9 protein-coding genes are annotated in these 16,617 nt (G+C 35.0%); 8 read left to right on the top strand and 1 reads right to left on the bottom strand.

Annotated features, from left to right (window positions below; genetic code table 11):
- Positions 1 to 59: 59 nt before the first annotated feature.
- Complete coding sequence (locus BW951_RS16335; RefSeq protein ID WP_076394833.1) at positions 60 to 4,100, top strand: PKD domain-containing protein; 4,041 nt, start codon at positions 60 to 62, stop codon at positions 4,098 to 4,100.
- Between the two features lie 96 nt (positions 4,101 to 4,196).
- Here BW951_RS16335 and BW951_RS16340 read toward each other — a convergent pair whose 3' ends face one another.
- Positions 4,197 to 4,859: a S24 family peptidase gene (locus BW951_RS16340; protein ID WP_076394981.1), complete on the bottom strand. Its 663-nt coding sequence runs from the start codon at positions 4,857 to 4,859 to the stop codon at positions 4,197 to 4,199.
- 739 nt (positions 4,860 to 5,598) lie between these two features.
- Here BW951_RS16340 and BW951_RS22835 point away from each other — a divergent pair.
- From BW951_RS22835 to BW951_RS16365, 7 genes are all read left to right on the top strand, one after another.
- Positions 5,599 to 5,739, top strand: a complete 141-nt coding sequence (locus BW951_RS22835) for a hypothetical protein (RefSeq protein ID WP_175608836.1) — start codon at positions 5,599 to 5,601, stop codon at positions 5,737 to 5,739.
- A gap of 84 nt (positions 5,740 to 5,823) precedes the next feature.
- Positions 5,824 to 5,979, top strand: coding sequence for a hypothetical protein (locus BW951_RS22840; RefSeq protein ID WP_157967284.1), 156 nt, complete (start codon positions 5,824 to 5,826; stop codon positions 5,977 to 5,979).
- 352 nt (positions 5,980 to 6,331) lie between these two features.
- Entirely contained in the window at positions 6,332 to 6,502 is a 171-nt protein-coding gene (locus BW951_RS22845) for a hypothetical protein (protein WP_157967283.1), read from the top strand.
- Positions 6,503 to 6,550: 48 nt separating this feature from the next.
- Complete coding sequence (locus tag BW951_RS16345) at positions 6,551 to 6,916, top strand: hypothetical protein (protein ID WP_076394835.1); 366 nt, start codon at positions 6,551 to 6,553, stop codon at positions 6,914 to 6,916.
- A 1,081-nt stretch (positions 6,917 to 7,997) separates the two neighbouring features.
- Positions 7,998 to 11,696: a coiled-coil domain-containing protein gene (locus BW951_RS16350; protein ID WP_076394837.1), complete on the top strand. Its 3,699-nt coding sequence runs from the start codon at positions 7,998 to 8,000 to the stop codon at positions 11,694 to 11,696.
- A gap of 5 nt (positions 11,697 to 11,701) precedes the next feature.
- On the top strand, positions 11,702 to 12,325 hold the full coding sequence (locus BW951_RS16355) for a hypothetical protein (RefSeq protein ID WP_076394839.1): 624 nt from the start codon (positions 11,702 to 11,704) through the stop codon (positions 12,323 to 12,325).
- Between the two features lie 617 nt (positions 12,326 to 12,942).
- The gene (locus tag BW951_RS16365) at positions 12,943 to 16,617 is read left to right on the top strand and encodes a phage tail protein (protein ID WP_076394843.1); all 3,675 of its coding nucleotides are present in this window, start codon (positions 12,943 to 12,945) and stop codon (positions 16,615 to 16,617) included.

The raw sequence follows: 16,617 nt of genomic DNA on the forward strand, positions 1-16,617 counted from the left end.
ATGTGATTGTCTGTGAAGCATATTTAAAAATCTTAACAAATCATTAAAAATGAACAATAATGAATAATCAATTAAATAATATACCGGAGAAATACCGGAACTTTATTCAATTAAGTGATATATCGACCCGGTACCGCAAATTCAGCAAAGGACAATACATTGAGTATACTCAGTTCAATGAGTTTTTAGACTTTTTTGAGGATCAGGATCGCTTATCCAGAGTAATGCTTCAGGGGGTAGGTATAGTATGTGGTTTTAAACCTGAGCTTACCTATTCCAATAAAAAACTCAACAGCATAAAACTTTCGCAGGGAGTCGCAGTTACAACAGACGGAGATCTGCTTACCCTGAATAATACGAGTAAGGTAAGTGAAGAGTTATATGTAAGTGATTTAAAGACAATCAGCATTGATAGTAAAGAATATACTCACTTTAAAAAATACAACAATTTCAAGGTAAACTATCCTGCATTTTATGACGAAAACGGAGGACAGATTGAACTTTGGGAACTGGCGACAGCTCAGGAAGCAACTTCAGATTTTCAGCAGGTAGTCAACTTTACGGATCTTGAAGATCAATACCTGATGCTCTATCTGGAAAGTTATGAAAAAGAAGTAAAACCTTGCAGAGGAGTAGATTGTGATAATCATGGAATCCAGCAGATCCGAAATCTAAAAGTATTGGTTACAAACGAACAGGGTGTTAATTATATTCTTCAGAAAGACCGTATTCAGCCGCATCCGTTATTTATAGAGGATATATTAGGCTCGGTAAAGCAGGAACGCGTGATTCTGGAAAGGCTTATTCAGGAAAAAGGAATTGAAACAAGATTTTCCTATGCAGATTTAAAAAATATGTATGCCGATGTTTTAGAAAGAAACGGCTATGGTGAGCTGGTTTTTAGAAAAATCTACGAAATTTCTAAAATGTTTGGACTTCCTGTTGCGGATCATCTTACTTTTAAAAGTGTTTTGGAAGAATGTCTTAACCTGCCGTTTGGTTTTCAGTATGCTTATGATGTGGTAAAAGATTTAACGGCTACGTATTCCGAAATCATCAGACTGCTTCCTAAGACTTTTACGAAGTGTCTTCCCGATTTTGCTTCTTTTCCTAAGCATATGATGTTAGGGAAATTAAATTCAGAAACTCAGCTGGATTCTTCAAGACATCAGTTTTACAATTCTCCGGTCTTGGATGATGAAAAGGCGATGCAGAGAGTTAAAACATTAATTAGCCGTTTTAATCTGCAGGTACAGAATTTTAAATATCCAAACCGCAATGTAGAAGTAATTGGGAATGATATACCAATAGAAGCGGAATCCGCCATTAAAATCACCCCGTCTCAAAAGTCAGAATTCTTAGGGAATAAAGCAATCCCTTTTTATTACAGGATTACAGATAATTTCCTGAAAGTCTGGGATTTTAATAAAGTAAGAACTCCGGCTTTCCGAAATAATGTAGGCTATAATTCTGGTCTTTTCTCACAAGAATCTTATGTGAGAAAACCTTTAGGTTTTAACATTGACAGAGCTTCATTTTATAATATTGAGGGACATCAGGGAATGCATTTTCAGGATGCATTTGATCAGATAAAAAAAATCAGAGATGAGCAACAGCTCGGATTTGATATCATGCTTTTGTCTTTCAAAGAATTATTAAAAAATAAAGATCTTTCAAAGGCATATTTTAATGAATATATCGATAAATATTCGGGTTTAGAACACAAACACGGAGTTGAAAAAGGAGGAACTTTTATCATGGTCTACGATAATATGGGAAGAGATGAAATTGTAGTGGCAGATTTCTCGATTCCGTATATCTGCTGTACTCCGAAAGTGAAGATTAATCTTAGTTTACCAAATACAACCATCTGTGCCAAAGCAGAGAAAATTCCGTTTACGGTATTCCCTTTCAACGGCATCGTAACGGCAAATGTAGATTCTGATCTGGATGGTGGTGTAGAGTTAGTTGACGGATTGTACTTCTTTAATCCTGCATCGGTAAGTCAGGAATTGCATAACCAGCTAATCAGTTTTAATGTTAACGGAAAACCTACTGATTGTACTGTAACCGTGATTACAGAACCGCAGGTGAGAATTGTCGTGGAGAAAGTTGATCTTCCTGAGTCTGATTCAACATCAACTGTTGTGAAATTCAAAATAACAGGAGATCATTTCATGGATTATCAGTATAGCTGGGATTTCCTTGATAATGGAAGTCAGGTAATCCAAAATCCGGATTCGGAAGGTTTTGTTACTCATACATTCAATAATCTTTCTCCAAGAATAATTCCTACAATAAGAGTAAAAGTAAACGGTGGCGGATGTGAGCAAAATATAGTTATTGAAAAGTGGTATAATAATGTTCCAAGTAATATTTCTGTTAATGCAGGAGCGGATCAGACATTTGTCCAATCAAATCTAGGATACGGAACTCCGGTTTTAAGAAAAATTAAAAATATAGGTTCTCCTCCTAATTACGGTGCACATGCTAATCCTAATGATAAATTTTTGATAGAGTTAGGTATAGAAGATGGTGCAGGTACTGATATCAATACATGTAGACTGTACTATAAAAAACAATCTAGCAGTCAATGGTATTCAGATGGGAGTTCGGTTTATAATGGTACACAAACAGAAATACTTTTTAATAATATAGTCAATCAGGGTGAGATTCTGGATTTTAAACTTGGGGTTTATATTTCGGGTAGTACAACAGAAATATTTAGTAATCAATTAAGTTTATCTTATTATGAAATTAATAATGCAACAGAAGGGGAAATAAGATTTCCTGATGAATGGATCGCTCAAAACTCTGTTCAATCTGTTCTTACCCCATTCACTATTAATTTAAATGGTAGTGTTCAGTTATCTGGCAGTACTTTAAACTCTGTTTCATGGGAAGTTATATCTGGTCCGGCAGGTGCAGCATTCAGTTTTGGTAATAGTACAAATGTAGTAACAACTTTTTCAACAAATACTTTTGGAACTTACATATTAAGATTATCCGCAAGTAATTCTTCTGCACAGAGTTCATCTGATGAAGTCACCATAATAATAAACCGGCAGATGAACGCCTCTCCTGTAGCTGTAGCTACTTGGAATGATGGAACTGATGGTGTTCTAACAGTTGAATGGGACACTTATGATCCTTATAGTGCTACTTGGTATGGCTTTTATCAAGCTCAATTGTCGGGTTCTGCTTCTTCCGATTCGGATGGTCATATAGTAGGTTACTATTGGCAGTATAATTTAAATGGATCTGGATGGAATGATTTTGAAACTGCTTCTCCTACATTTCCAAATATTCCAACACCTACAAAATCAATAGAAACAAATGGTAATTGGAAGTTTAGATTTAAAGTGAAAGACGATTTTGGAACTATTAGTAATTGGAGTAATGAGTTAATTCTGAATATTACAGATACTAAAACTGGCATACCATCAAATCTTTTTGCATTAAATATTTTATACGGAGGTTTAGGATATTATAATACACAGGCACAACTGAATAATTCTTCTGCTAATAAAATACATAAATTGGTTGTAAAAACAATTTCGTATACAAATACGGTTGGTAATATAGCAACAGATAAATTTTTATTAAGAATAGAAGGAAATGGAACTCTTCAATATAGCACACCTGCTGTCGGAGTTGAGAGAGATATTACTTCAGTTATGAATGATAATATGTTAATAACAATAGATTTAGATTATCCGATTCCTGCTAAAAACGCAATAATTAAATTTATTGCTTACGATATAAATAATAATATAATGGACACAAAAACCATTAAAATGGGTAATACTGGAAATGCTATTGCTTACGTATCCAACGGAAATAGTATGTCTTTCCCAATAAAAGTAAATTCAAATAAAAAAGTGAAGGTTATTGTTAATGGTAGTGTAAATATGAATCCTGGCTGGAATGTATCATTGGCTAACGGACTTAATCCTGCGTCTGAAACACATAATTTGGTTTCAAATGAAGCAAAGACTTTTAATTTAGTTTTAATTCCGGGAAATACTTATTATTTGATGAGTAATTCGATACAAGGACCAACAGGAACCAGTGCAACAGTGGAATTAATTGATTCTTAATTTGATATTTATTAATTTAACGGATTAGGTTATCTTGTAAAAAATAAAAATCCTCAAGAAATTTTGAGGATTTTTATTCTATGATAAAGCTTTCTATCACCTTCTGTTATTTTTACGCCTTGTACTGATGATATTGAAGAGTTTTGCCACATCTTCAAGATGAATTTCAAAGTCTTCGTAATATTCATTCAGAGAATGAAGAGTGATAATGCCTCGTTCCACATCATGATTGATGATTCTTTTCACGAGAATCCCTTTTTCTTTATGTACAATGACAAAATCCCACTTATCATAATGCAGCTTGCTCATCCAGTAATCCTGACGGATATTTCTGCATAAAATAATATCGCCTTCAAGGTAACTTTCGTAGGAGCCGTCGTCCATACTGTCTCCCCGAACTTCGAAGCACATATATTCGCCGCGGTGTTCCACATCATCACTAAAAGGAATCGTGGGTAAACTTTCTATATATTCCTCGTCTGCAAATCTGCTCAGATATCCGGCTTGAGCGTATTGGTTCGCCAGTGGAACGTACATGATCTTTAGATCCGAATAAGCAACCGGCGATGCGCTGTTATTGGGTTTCTGCTGCTGTTCCTGCAAAAGGTTTTTCACAAAATAAGCAGTGGTTTCCGGTATTTTTCTTTCGCCTTTTTCCCAGTACTGAACGGCTCTCGTACCAACTCCTATCGCCTCGGCGATCTCAGCCTGCTTCATTTTTAGTTTCTTTCTGATCTCTTTGAATTCTAAGTTGGTCATTTTGATATGTTTATCGTTATTTATGAAAAAATACGCAAAATATTTTTCTTTTTTATTTTGAAATACGAACAATGTTCGTATATTTGTCTCGTTGTTAAAACAGAATACGGCAAATGTACAAAAATTATCACAACAATTTAATACATATTTGATGCTTTTTAATTTTTTTTGGTTTAATATAGGTTATTAATCAGGTGTTTAAAATTGTTTATGTGCTTTTTGTTGACAGACAGAAGATAAAGTTTCAATAATAGAAATCACTGTAAAAAGTGCGCTTTTATATTGGTGTGAATATTTTTATTATTGATTTTAAATTCTTTTTCCGAAAAATGTGCATTTTTTAAACCGTTAATGCGAACATTTGCTGTTTTGTTTTAACGACCATAAACACAGACCGTGAAAATGTAAGACAAAGCTGCTGTTCAGATTATAAAATATCGATTCATTATAACTGTCAGTAATAATTTAAATACATTCCGAAGCGGGGAATCTGAGTTTGCAGAAAGAAATTCATTTTTTAATATGAATTTGTTTAAACTTTTTTAAATAAAGAGATTCTTGTTGGAAGAAGTAAAGACGCAAGATTTTTTTGTCTCAAATCTTTGGAGGAGCATGAAAATCAAAGATTTTCAATAAGGATTGATGTTTAATTTATCGCAGATAAAATCTTTGCGCCTTAAGCCGAGACCTTATGTAATGATATTTTGCGCCTTTGCTATTACGTTTAAACAAATTGTATATGAAGATACTTTTCGCAGACGAAGGAAAAAAAATTCAGGAAGACAGGCCGATGAAACTGCGCCGGAAAATACAGGAAGCCGACTTCTGGGAATTAAAATCAAATGACATCATTAAACATCTTTTCAGAGGCAGAATTTAAGCCTTTGCAGGATTTTATTGACTCAACTGATCAAAAAAAGACACGAAAAATTATTTTATTAAAACAACTTTTAACCTTTTAAATATGAAACGTAGTAAAGAACTTGTAGAGAAAAGAAAAGACTTTGTCAACGATTATGTAAAACGCAATCAGGACAAGCAAATGAAAGTTATTGTAACCGAACTTACGGAGATGCTGTTTTTGTCGGAAAGAACCATTTACAACATCATTCAGGAGTAAAACGGAAAAACAAAAGTTATTAAAGATCCGCATTTCGTGCGGTTTCCTCAGGGCAATCTTTTACAACTGATACACCATCACAAAAAATTAGAGCCGGAAAATTATATTCTAAAAAGCTTAAGACCAAGCAACCGCACAGTTCAGTGCTTCTAATTCAATCTGCCCATCAGATCAATAAAAGATTGTCTTTTCATTATCCATTTAATTTATAGAGAACAACAACAAGGTAAAAACTGTTTTACTTTCCGGAACGATGCTTTTAAGGCTAAAGACGAGCCTGCAATACACTGGTTTCGAAAGTAACAGGAAGAAATTGAAAATTAAAAATCAGCATTAATAAATTTTGGTAGTCATGGAAAAAGAAGAGAACAAAAAAATTAAAGAAAATTTAGAAAAATTTCAGGATCCCGATAGAGACATCAGTGATCTTATAGACGAGCTGGCTTACCTCAGCGAAAACGAAAACATCGAGACGAGCAGAAAATTTCTGGATGATATGTATATGCTCGATCAGGACGACTAACAACTTAGCGTTGTGAAAAATCAATTTTAATGAATAACAATATGAAGAATGAATTTAGATAGCATAAAAGCCCTCCTCATCGGAACTGCCATTGCATTTTCGGGAGGACTGTTAAGAGTATTGATCTCCATACAGAACAAAGAAAAAAAGAGGCCTTGGGAACATATCATCACCTTAATTATCGTGATTATTGTGGGTTTCACCATGAGCTATGTCATGAAAAGTGCCGAACTCCACAACAAATGGTATTCTACAGGAATATTGTTTGTACTCGGTTATGGCTACGACAAGTTCCTGAAAATGATTACCACCAATCTTCCTAACTGGATTGATACTACCATGAATCTTTACATCGGAAACCAGCCAAACAGACAGCCTGAAGAAGAAAAAGAGAAGAAAGAAGAGATAAAATAAAGAACAAAGAAATCCTCCGAAGCAGGACAAACATCAAAAACAATTAATTATTGTTGTTAAAAACCAACATCTGAAAACGTCATTACATGAAGTAGGCTAAACTCCTTTAAGATACTATTTGAATCTTGTGTACTAAGCTTTAGGAAAAGTGGGTTTGAATAAAATTGTAGTGCCGTAAGGCTAAAATATAGTGTATTGGAGTATGGAACGAGTGAGCAGTGATAAAAATGTACTGTAGTAAGCCTAAAATGTACTGTGGTAAGCAGCAGAAAAGGTGAGCAGTAGTAAAAATGTACTGTAGTAAGCCTAAAATGTACTGTGGTAAGCAGCAGAAAAGGTGAGCAGTAGTAAAAATGTACTGTAGTAAGCTTAAAATGTTAAGCAGTAAGCAGTAGAAAAGGTGAGCAGTAATAAAGTTGCAGAACAGTAAGCCTTTAATCCAAGACAGTGGAATGTAAATGTAGAACATTTTATTAAAATTGCTGTACAGCAAGCTTTCAATCCATAACAGTGGAATATAAATATAGAATACTGCAATAAAAATACATCACAGTAAGCTTTCGGTACAGGACAGTGGAGCGTAGAGGAAGAATACTGCAATAAAATTGCATAACAGTAAATGTACCATTTAGAAAATCAGGGCAAAAAAAATGATTTTTTAAACTTATGTGCTCTTTTTTTTCATTTAAGCATTAAACTTAAAAAACTAAAGTGTTAAACTCTTTTGCATCTTTTGTGGTAAAAAAGTTTAAAGTCTAAAGTAAATTTCTGTATTACTGTCATCAGAAATCATTTCGGGAAACCACTTACTGCAACTACAGAATCCTCCGCTCCAAAAAAGACTTATTCTCCTTAAAAATTCTGAATTTTGAATCTGGAATTTCAGTCGGGTCAAAAGAAAAAAAGCACAGCACTTCCGATTTCTCATCATAACGCTGTGTACACCTTACAGGCAGTAAAATCTTAAAAAACTACAATACCGGGTATGATTTTCAGTTTCATCAGGTACGGTAAAGCGCAGCTTCCATTGTTGTGCTTTACGTGCCTTTTAAACAAAATATAATTAAAAAACACCAAGTCAATGAAAGCAGCAAAACCTGTAGAAAAAGACAACAAAAACCATCATAGCCAGAGCAAAAAGCAGAAGGCTAAAAAGCCGGTGGTGGTACCTCTGCCTGTGGCGGAAGTTGCTCCTTTACAAATACAAAAGCCTGAAGAATCTGCAGCTCTTGCAAGATTCGCAACCCCGAATATCAATAAGACGAATGCAAGCGGAATTATCGCTCCGGTTCACGGTTCACAGACCATTTACGATCAGGGTTCCGGGATCATGTTTAAAAAGCATCAGGAAAGTCTGGCGGAAACCGGGGATATCAATCATCCGGATACCCAAAAAGCGGAAAAAAATTATACTTCTACGCTGAACATCAGTCAGGTTAAAGATTATCATGATCTGAAATCCGGAACGTATGTGCCGAAAACGTTGGAGGAACAGGCAGCGGTTCACCAAATGGTTAAAAATCAGAAAACTGCTGCGAAAACGATAGACGAAAAAGAAGCATTAAAAAAGATTAGCAGTAAATCACAAACGTTAAAACCTATTATAGACCAAAAGCCAAAAGAGAGAAAAATTGAGATTAAAAGACCTCCGATTAAGCCGATTTTATACAAAGCCAATACTAGTGGCTCAAAAACGAGGATTGATAAAAATATATTCACTCATTCGGGGAATGTCAAAATTAAGGATGGAAAAAAATCTAATAATAATCTAAATACAAAAACTAAGATAGAAAAAGATGACAATTTTGTCATTCCAAAAAATATTCAACCTGTTGTTACTCCAAGAATGGATAAGGCTGTTGATAGCGAACAAGCTGAAATTGCTCCCGATGCACAAACAACACTCAATATCGTTGGATTGGTTGCGGCTGCACAAGAGTTTAGAGATCAGGGTGTAGAAGCCAGGTCTCAGGTGAAGACTCAAAATGAAGCTGCGAATGCGTTAAAAAGTAAAATTAAAGAGGTTCAAAAAGAAATTCAAAAATCAGATGCTGATTTAGAGAAATCAGAAGATAGCATAGAAAGTAAAGAAGCTCTCATCCGTAAATTGGAAAAAGGACTGGAAACCTCAGTAAAAAGACAACAAAAGGTAGAACAGGAAGTTGGAATCTATCAACAAGAATATAATAAAAATAAGACCAAGGCAAGTGATTTCAATAGTGAAGCAAAAAATTTACTTAATGGATCTCAAAAACATCAAGATCCCAAAAATGCTGATTCCGGAACCCTCACTAGAAAATTAAATGAATTAAGTACTAACGCGGATACGATAAATCAAGCTGTAACTCAGGCAGGAAATACAACTCAAAAACTGTCTCAAGAAGCTCAACAATCTAAAGCTAAAAATGCAAAAATACAGAGCGAAATATTGTCTTCCAGAGCATCAATATTAAAATCAAAAGCTAAACTGGCATCAGATACTAAAAAGAATAAGGAAGCAAAAAGAGAGTTAGGAAAACTTACTCCTAAGCTAAAACAGGTAGAGTCGCAAAGTAAAAAATTAAACCAGGAAGCAGACGGATTAATAACGGATTCTTATGCTATCGAACGTGAGGTTATAAAAACTCAAAATGCTTATTACGCCAATATGGCGTCAGTTGAAGGACGAAACAGCTTAATACAAAAAGAAAAAGATAAAATTCAAAAGGCTCCTAAAGAGCTTAATCAGGCAGAAAGTTTATTAATTGATTTTGCAAAATTAAAAACAGAAGAGCAACAGGTAGCTTTCTTAAGAAAATTAAGCCCAAGCGAACAAAATTTACTAAAAGATAAATTTGAAGAAGTAAATGCTAATTACGATAAAGATCAAGCAGAACATCAAGGTTTAATCAAGCAAAATGTTGAAAGCATTAGAAATGCTCAAATAGAAGTTTATAATAACAAACGTAAAGATGCCTTACAAAAACCATTAAACTTAGTTACCAAAAATCTGAACAGGATTACCGGTTTAAAAAGACTATGGATGTCTATTTCTATTGCGTTTTCAGATATTTGGAATGACGTTACGTCTATTACATGGACAGATGTGGGTAAATTCATCGAATCTATTTTCAGTCCAAAAGCGTGGTATGAGGCAATTTCAGGCTCTATAAGTGGAATCTGGGATGATTTAACAAACTGGAAAGGATTCTCAGAAGATCCCGTAGGAATGATTCTTCAAAAAGCCGCCGGAATAGCCAATAAAGTACTGGTCATAGCTGGCGTAATTACAGGAATATTAGGAATATTAACAGTAGCTGCTGCCGTAGGATCTTTCTTCACTCTTGGTGGTTTGGCGCCGTTAGCTGCCTGGTTGGGAGGAGCTACCATAACAATGGGAACTATAACATTCTGGGTTGGAGCGATTGCATTAGGATTGAATATATTAAACGGAATTAAAAACATTTATGACGTACATACGGCAAAAACGGCTGATGTTTTATTCAAAAATTCTGGCGAATTAAAAAGTGATATTACCAATTCAGGTATGGCTATTTTGGCAATGATAGGTGGAAAAGCCTCGAAAAAAGGAGGAGCTTCCATAAAAGATCTGGCAAAAAGAAACCCGAAAACTTTTGGTAAGCGAATGTTTATTAACTTAAAAAATGGTCTTAAAGCACAAATTTTATTTTTACCTAGATTAATAGCCTCCGCTTTTAAAAAAGATAGATGGATCAAGTTATCTCAAAGTTTTAAAGCAGCTTATAAGAAGGCAAACAATTGGGTAGTTAAATCTTTCAAAAAAGAAAATACTAAACCGAAAGTAAAAAAACAATCTTTCAACCCAGAGCAGTATTCGGAATTTATTGATACTCCTGAAAATTTAATGGGTGGTAAAACACCAGAACTTAATCTAAATAATTATTTATCAAAAGTTGAGATTATGAATTATGAGAAAGCTTTAATTTCTGCAGATCCTAAAGTTTTAAAAGAAATAAATTATCAATACAATCAATACAAATTGATTAACTTCGTTAAAAGTTATAAATATAATCCGAAGGCTTTCACAGAAGCAGTAAAAAGTTATGAAAAATTCTTTGGAGAGAATGGATGGTATCACTTTTGGGAAAAAACACCCGATATTAAAGAATCATTTAAAGTTATTAAAAATTTAAAACGTAGAAATAAGTTATTACCTACCGGTACTGCAACTAATCTTGAACTTGCCTCCACTCATGTTTTTACTGTTGAGGGAGGAGTAACAAACGTTCCTGCGCGTTTTGCCCCTACTTGGTGGGGTGAATATAACAGTCAGATATATAGAAATCTAAAAAGTGCCTTGAAAAAACTTAGAAAAGTTAAAGAACGAAATATGAATGGAAAAACGGTATATAGCGGACGTATGTTGACTTTAGATTATTTTGAATCAACTTTAAAGAATGGAAAAGGTAAAGAAATAGCTTTTGAAGCCGGAATGGTATCATCTTCATTAAAGAGAGAAGTTGCCGAAGGATTTGTCGAACTTTCAGCAAAGAATGCAGGAAAAGGAGAAAAGGTAGCCGTTATTAGAATAATAGAAACTGTAGAAGGTGTATATATTGATGACTTGTCTGATTGGGGTAACAACCTTGGACGTACAAGACATTCTAATGCTAATCCTCCTTCTACAATGATACAAGAAGAAGTTCTTATGAATGAAGGATATTTTCTTCAAACCTCAGAACCAAAACTTGTGAAAGAAGTTAAAGGAATAAAATATTATGAAATACAATATAAAGAACTAGTAAAACCATTAAAATAAAAAATATGATTTTTGCAATATACGATTTCACACCCTTCAAAAATGAATTACCAGAGTTTAATTTAAAATTATTATTAAATATAGAAGATTTAAACAATTCTATTTTTAATGAGGTATTTAATATTCTAAGCCTAGAGCAACAAGCACAGTACATTTCATTTAAAGAATCTGATAAGAGTGAAAAATATAGAAAAGAAAGAAATGCTCAATTACCTTATATAGATTTCAACAATTTGCCCGAAACTCTTGACGATATTTTATTGGAAAAAATTATGTTGTATCAAAAAGACGGAGAAGTCAGAAGAGCTATTTACGATTCATTATCAGAAGATCACAAAAGCCAAATTGCTTTGTTTAATTCAAAAATATACGAAGAAGAAAAAGCCAGAAAAAGAGACTTAATGTCAGAAGAAGAAAAAAGAAAAGAAAAAGAATGGTGGGATAATTATAATGCAGATTCTACTCCACGTTTTATGGGTAATATGGGCGAACCAGCCAATGCTGACGAATATGTATTAAGATACGGAAGAAATCCCTTTACCGGAGAACCTGAAACTGTTGAAAGTTTTTATAAAAAATATACCATTACTGAAACAGGAGAGATTGTTCCAAAGGAAAATAAGGAGTAACCATTAATTTTATATCTTTATAACAGAGTAAATAAATTGTAACGAGGCTATCTCAAAATGAGATAGCCTCATTTTTATTAAACAAAATAAATATGAGTACAAAAAAAGAATTAGGAAAAAAAGATTGGTATTATTATGTTTATGAAGAAAACAATATTATAACCTTATCCGTACCAATTCCAAAACCAGCGCCAGGATTTTGGATGTACTAATTTAGTGTCCAGTTAAAGTTAAGCATAAAACTTAAAAACTAAAGTGTTAAACTCTTTGCATCTTTTGTGGTAAAAAGTTTAAAGTAAATTTCCGTATTACCGTCATCAGAAATCATTTCAGGAAACCACTTACTGCAACTACAGAATCCCCCGCTCCAAAAAAGGCTTATTCTCCTTAAAAATTCTGAATTTTGAATCTGGAATTTCAGCCGGATCAAAAGAAAAAAAGCACAGCACCTCCGATTTCTCATCATAACGCTGTGTACACCTTACAGGCAGTAAAATCTTAAAAAACTACGTTACCGGGTCTGATTTTTCAGTTCCATCAGGTACGGTAAAGCACGGCTTCCATTGTTGTGCTTTACGTGCCTTTTAAACAAAATATAATTAAAAAACACCAAGTTAATGAAAGCAGCAAAACCTGTAGAAAAAGACAATAAAAACCATCATAGCCAGAGCAAAAAGCAGAAGGCTAAAAAGCCGGTGGTGGTACCTCTGCCTGTGGCGGAAGTGGCTCCTCTACAAACCCAAAAACCTGAAGAATCTGCAGCTCTCGCAGGATTCGCAACCCCGAATATCAATAAGACGAATGCAAGCGGAATTATTGCTCCGGTTCACGGTTCACAGACCATTTACGATCAGGGTTCTGAGATCATGTTTAAAAAGCATCAGGAAAGTCTGGCAGAAACCGGGGATATCAATCATCCGCAAACAAAAAAAGCGGAAAAAAATTATACTTCTACGCTGAACATCAGCCAGGTTAAAGATTATCATGATCTGAAATCCGGAACGTATGTGCCGAAGACCTTGGAGGAACAGGCTGCAATGGCTCAAAGCAATGGCAATAGTAATTCTGAAACAGCAGTTTCAGAATTAGCAGATTCTGTTAACATATCTGAAGTGCAGGATTCCGTTGCTGCAATGGATCTTAGTTCAGAGTTTACTTTAGCAGGCGAACAGGAAGAAGCCGCTAGAACAACGCCAACCAGCGCGAACAGTGATCCGAAATTTAACCAGACTATAGGTTTGGTTAAAAATACGGCAAAAGTGAAAAGCACACACAGTTCCAAAGAAAAGGCGGAAAGCCATGCTAACGCTGCCGCCGCCGTACCTGCCGGAGAACGAAAATCGAAAGCAAGGGGTCAACAGGTAGAACAGTTGAGTCAGCAAAGATCAGAGCCTTTTAAAGCTTCAGATTTCAAGAGAAAATTAGAAAGCAAAATCACCAAAATGAAACTGCCAAGTAATGAAAAAGAGGCAGATAATTTTGAAAAAAATAATAATATTGCGCAAGTAAACAAATCGGCAGGAGCAGACGTTATTGCGGCTAAAAATAATGTAACAGGCAAGATTGCTGAAGTTGCGAAGAAAGAACCGGATGAAACCAAACTTGCACAGCGTAAAGCAACGGCACTGCCAGATCCGAAAATAGGTTCTAAAGTAAATATAAAAGCTTCTGAAGCAATGCCTGCTAAGAGAGGAGACTCCGAACTCAGCCAGCCGATTGCTAAAAGTTACAGGTCTGTTGAACAGCAGTTTGCTAAGCAACAGATCACAGATGAGCAGTTGGCAAAATCCAACGAACCGGATTTCATCAATGCCCTTAATGCTAAAAAAGCAGCTAAAGACAACGCGGAAAAGGCTCCAAAGGAATTTAAAAATGAAGAAAGCAAAAAGCTGGAAGCTTCTAAACGCGAAGCTCAGGGCAAAACCAACAGCACAATGGAGGGAATGCACCAAAGCAGAAAAGGACTGCTGGATAGTGTAACCAACAAGCAGCATAAAGCCGGTGAGAAAAATACCGCCAAACATCAGGATGTTGTGGATAAGCTGAATGCTATTTATGCAGAGACCAAAAAATCGGTTGACGGACAGTTGGATGATCTGGAAAGTAAAGTTACACAGTTGTTCGACGCAGGAGCTAAAGATGCCAAATCTGCATTTGAAAGGTATGTTACTAAAAAAATAGATAACTATAAAGATGAAAGATATGGCAGTTGGTATAGAGCGGATAAATATGGAAACCGTTTGGAAGACGCCTGGAATAGAAAATTACCAGATGAGGTAAATATATTTTTCGTTGAAGGACGAAAGATATTTCTTCAAAGGTTAGACGGTATTATTGATACTATAGCCAATTTAGTAACCTCACGATTGAATGCCGCAAAAGCGTCCATTGCTTCCGGACGACAGAAAGTAGTTACCTTTATTAAAAATCTTCCTGCGGATGTAAAAAAAGCCATTAAAGGAGATATTGATGCAATTCAGGGACAGTTTAAAGAACTTGAAAATTCGATCAGTGAAAAAGAATCTTCATTAATCGATTCTTTGGCAACGAAGTACAATGATGCACTGAAAGAAGTGGATGAACTGATTGTTGATATTAAGAACCGTAACCGAGGATTCATCGCAGCTGCAGAAGATGCAACGGTGGGAGTGGCAAAAACGATTATGGAAATCCGAAAAACACTTACAGAGCTGCTTTCCGGAGCGGTAAGTGCAGTCATGGCAATTGTTGCAGACCCGATAGGATTTTTATCCAATCTTATTGCCGGAGTTTCACAAGGATTTACTAATTTCGGAACCAACATCTGGACACACCTTAAGACCGGTTTCTTCGGATGGCTGACCGGAGCAATGAAAAATATTTCTTTCACTTTGCCGGAAGATATATTCTCGTTAAAAGGTATTTTCTCCATCAGTACCCAGATGATGGGATTAACATGGGATAATATCAGAGGAATTGGAGCTTCAGTAGTTGGAGAGCCTGCAATGAAGGTACTTGAAGGAAGTTTCAAAATGGTACAGATTGTTCAGAAAGATGGTTTTGCCGGACTTTGGGAACATGTGAAAGACCAGTTTGCCGATATTAAAGCTACGGTGATGGATACCATTATCGATATCATTAAAACGGAGGCAATACAGGCAGGAATTAAGTTTATTTTGGGCTTGCTTACTCCGGCAGGAGCGTTTGTAAAAGCGGCAATGATGATTATCGATCTGGTGAAATTCTTTATCCAGAAGGCAGCACAGATCATGGAGCTGGTAAAAGCCATTACAGAAGGTATTAAAGCGATTGCCAGCGGAAATGTAGCAGCGGTAGCGAAGGCGATAGAAAATGCATTGGGAAGAGCAATCCCAGTCGTGATAGGCTTTCTGGCTTCCTTGGCAGGTCTTGGCGGATTGGTAGATAAAGTTACCGGCGTAGTAAGAAAAATAAGACAGCGTATTAATAATGCCATTGTGAAGTTCTGGAACTTTGTTAAAGGGAAGGCTAAAGGATTGCTTGGGAAGATTGGTTTCGGTGATAAAAAAGAGAAGAAGAAAAAAAGGGAAGACCTTCGTACTACTGAAGAAAAGAAGAGGGATTTAGAAGAAGGGGTAAGAGAAGGTACACAATTGCTAAAAGATAATAGTTTAACTTCAAAAGAAAGAGAGAAACGTTTAAAAAATATAAAACAAACTTATGAATTAAAAGAACTTAAAATTGTTACAGATAAAGTTGAAAGAGATAAAGCAACTGTGCATATCCATGGTGAAGTTAACCCTACACTAAATGGAAATAGAATTGTAGTTGATTTTGATAGTGGAAATCCCTTATCTATTATTGAAAGAAATAAATTGATTAAAATTCCTGGAGGTCAAGATAAATTAGATAAGATTAATTTAATGATACAAGGAAATAGTTCGAAGCTTAAAGATGAATATGCCGAAGTCCGAACAGCTTTAGATGCTTTAGACAGTGGAAGATTGTCCGTTAGCATTGGTGTAGATGTTTTTTTAGACAAAGGAGGTTTAATTAAATTTACAGAAATTGATGTTCTTACAGAAGAAGAAATGATAGAAGTTAAAAATAAAACGATTTTTTCGGATGCGAAAAAATTGTCTGGTGATGCTTATGATCAATGGTTAAAACTTAGAGATATTTTTAATGGCAAAAGAACGGTATATGATAAAAATGGGAATGTCATTATTCCTCCCAAAAAATGGGTTTATCAAGTCACAATCGACAATATAGATCCTAGATTAAAGAAATGGTTACTAAGTAAAGGAATGACAGAAGTAAGAGAAGGTAAATAA

The sequence above is a fragment of the Chryseobacterium gambrini genome, from assembly GCF_900156825.1.
GTDB classification, from domain to species: Bacteria; Bacteroidota; Bacteroidia; order Flavobacteriales; family Weeksellaceae; genus Chryseobacterium; species Chryseobacterium gambrini.

Coding starts and splice junctions, on each gene's coding strand:
- BW951_RS16335 (WP_076394833.1), top strand. CDS start 60: ATGAATAATCAATTAAATAATATACCGGAGAAATACCGGAACTTTATT.
- BW951_RS16340 (WP_076394981.1), bottom strand. CDS start 4,859: ATGACCAACTTAGAATTCAAAGAGATCAGAAAGAAACTAAAAATGAAG.
- BW951_RS22835 (WP_175608836.1), top strand. CDS start 5,599: ATGAAGATACTTTTCGCAGACGAAGGAAAAAAAATTCAGGAAGACAGG.
- BW951_RS22840 (WP_157967284.1), top strand. CDS start 5,824: ATGAAACGTAGTAAAGAACTTGTAGAGAAAAGAAAAGACTTTGTCAAC.
- BW951_RS22845 (WP_157967283.1), top strand. CDS start 6,332: ATGGAAAAAGAAGAGAACAAAAAAATTAAAGAAAATTTAGAAAAATTT.
- BW951_RS16345 (WP_076394835.1), top strand. CDS start 6,551: ATGAATTTAGATAGCATAAAAGCCCTCCTCATCGGAACTGCCATTGCA.
- BW951_RS16350 (WP_076394837.1), top strand. CDS start 7,998: ATGAAAGCAGCAAAACCTGTAGAAAAAGACAACAAAAACCATCATAGC.
- BW951_RS16355 (WP_076394839.1), top strand. CDS start 11,702: ATGATTTTTGCAATATACGATTTCACACCCTTCAAAAATGAATTACCA.
- BW951_RS16365 (WP_076394843.1), top strand. CDS start 12,943: ATGAAAGCAGCAAAACCTGTAGAAAAAGACAATAAAAACCATCATAGC.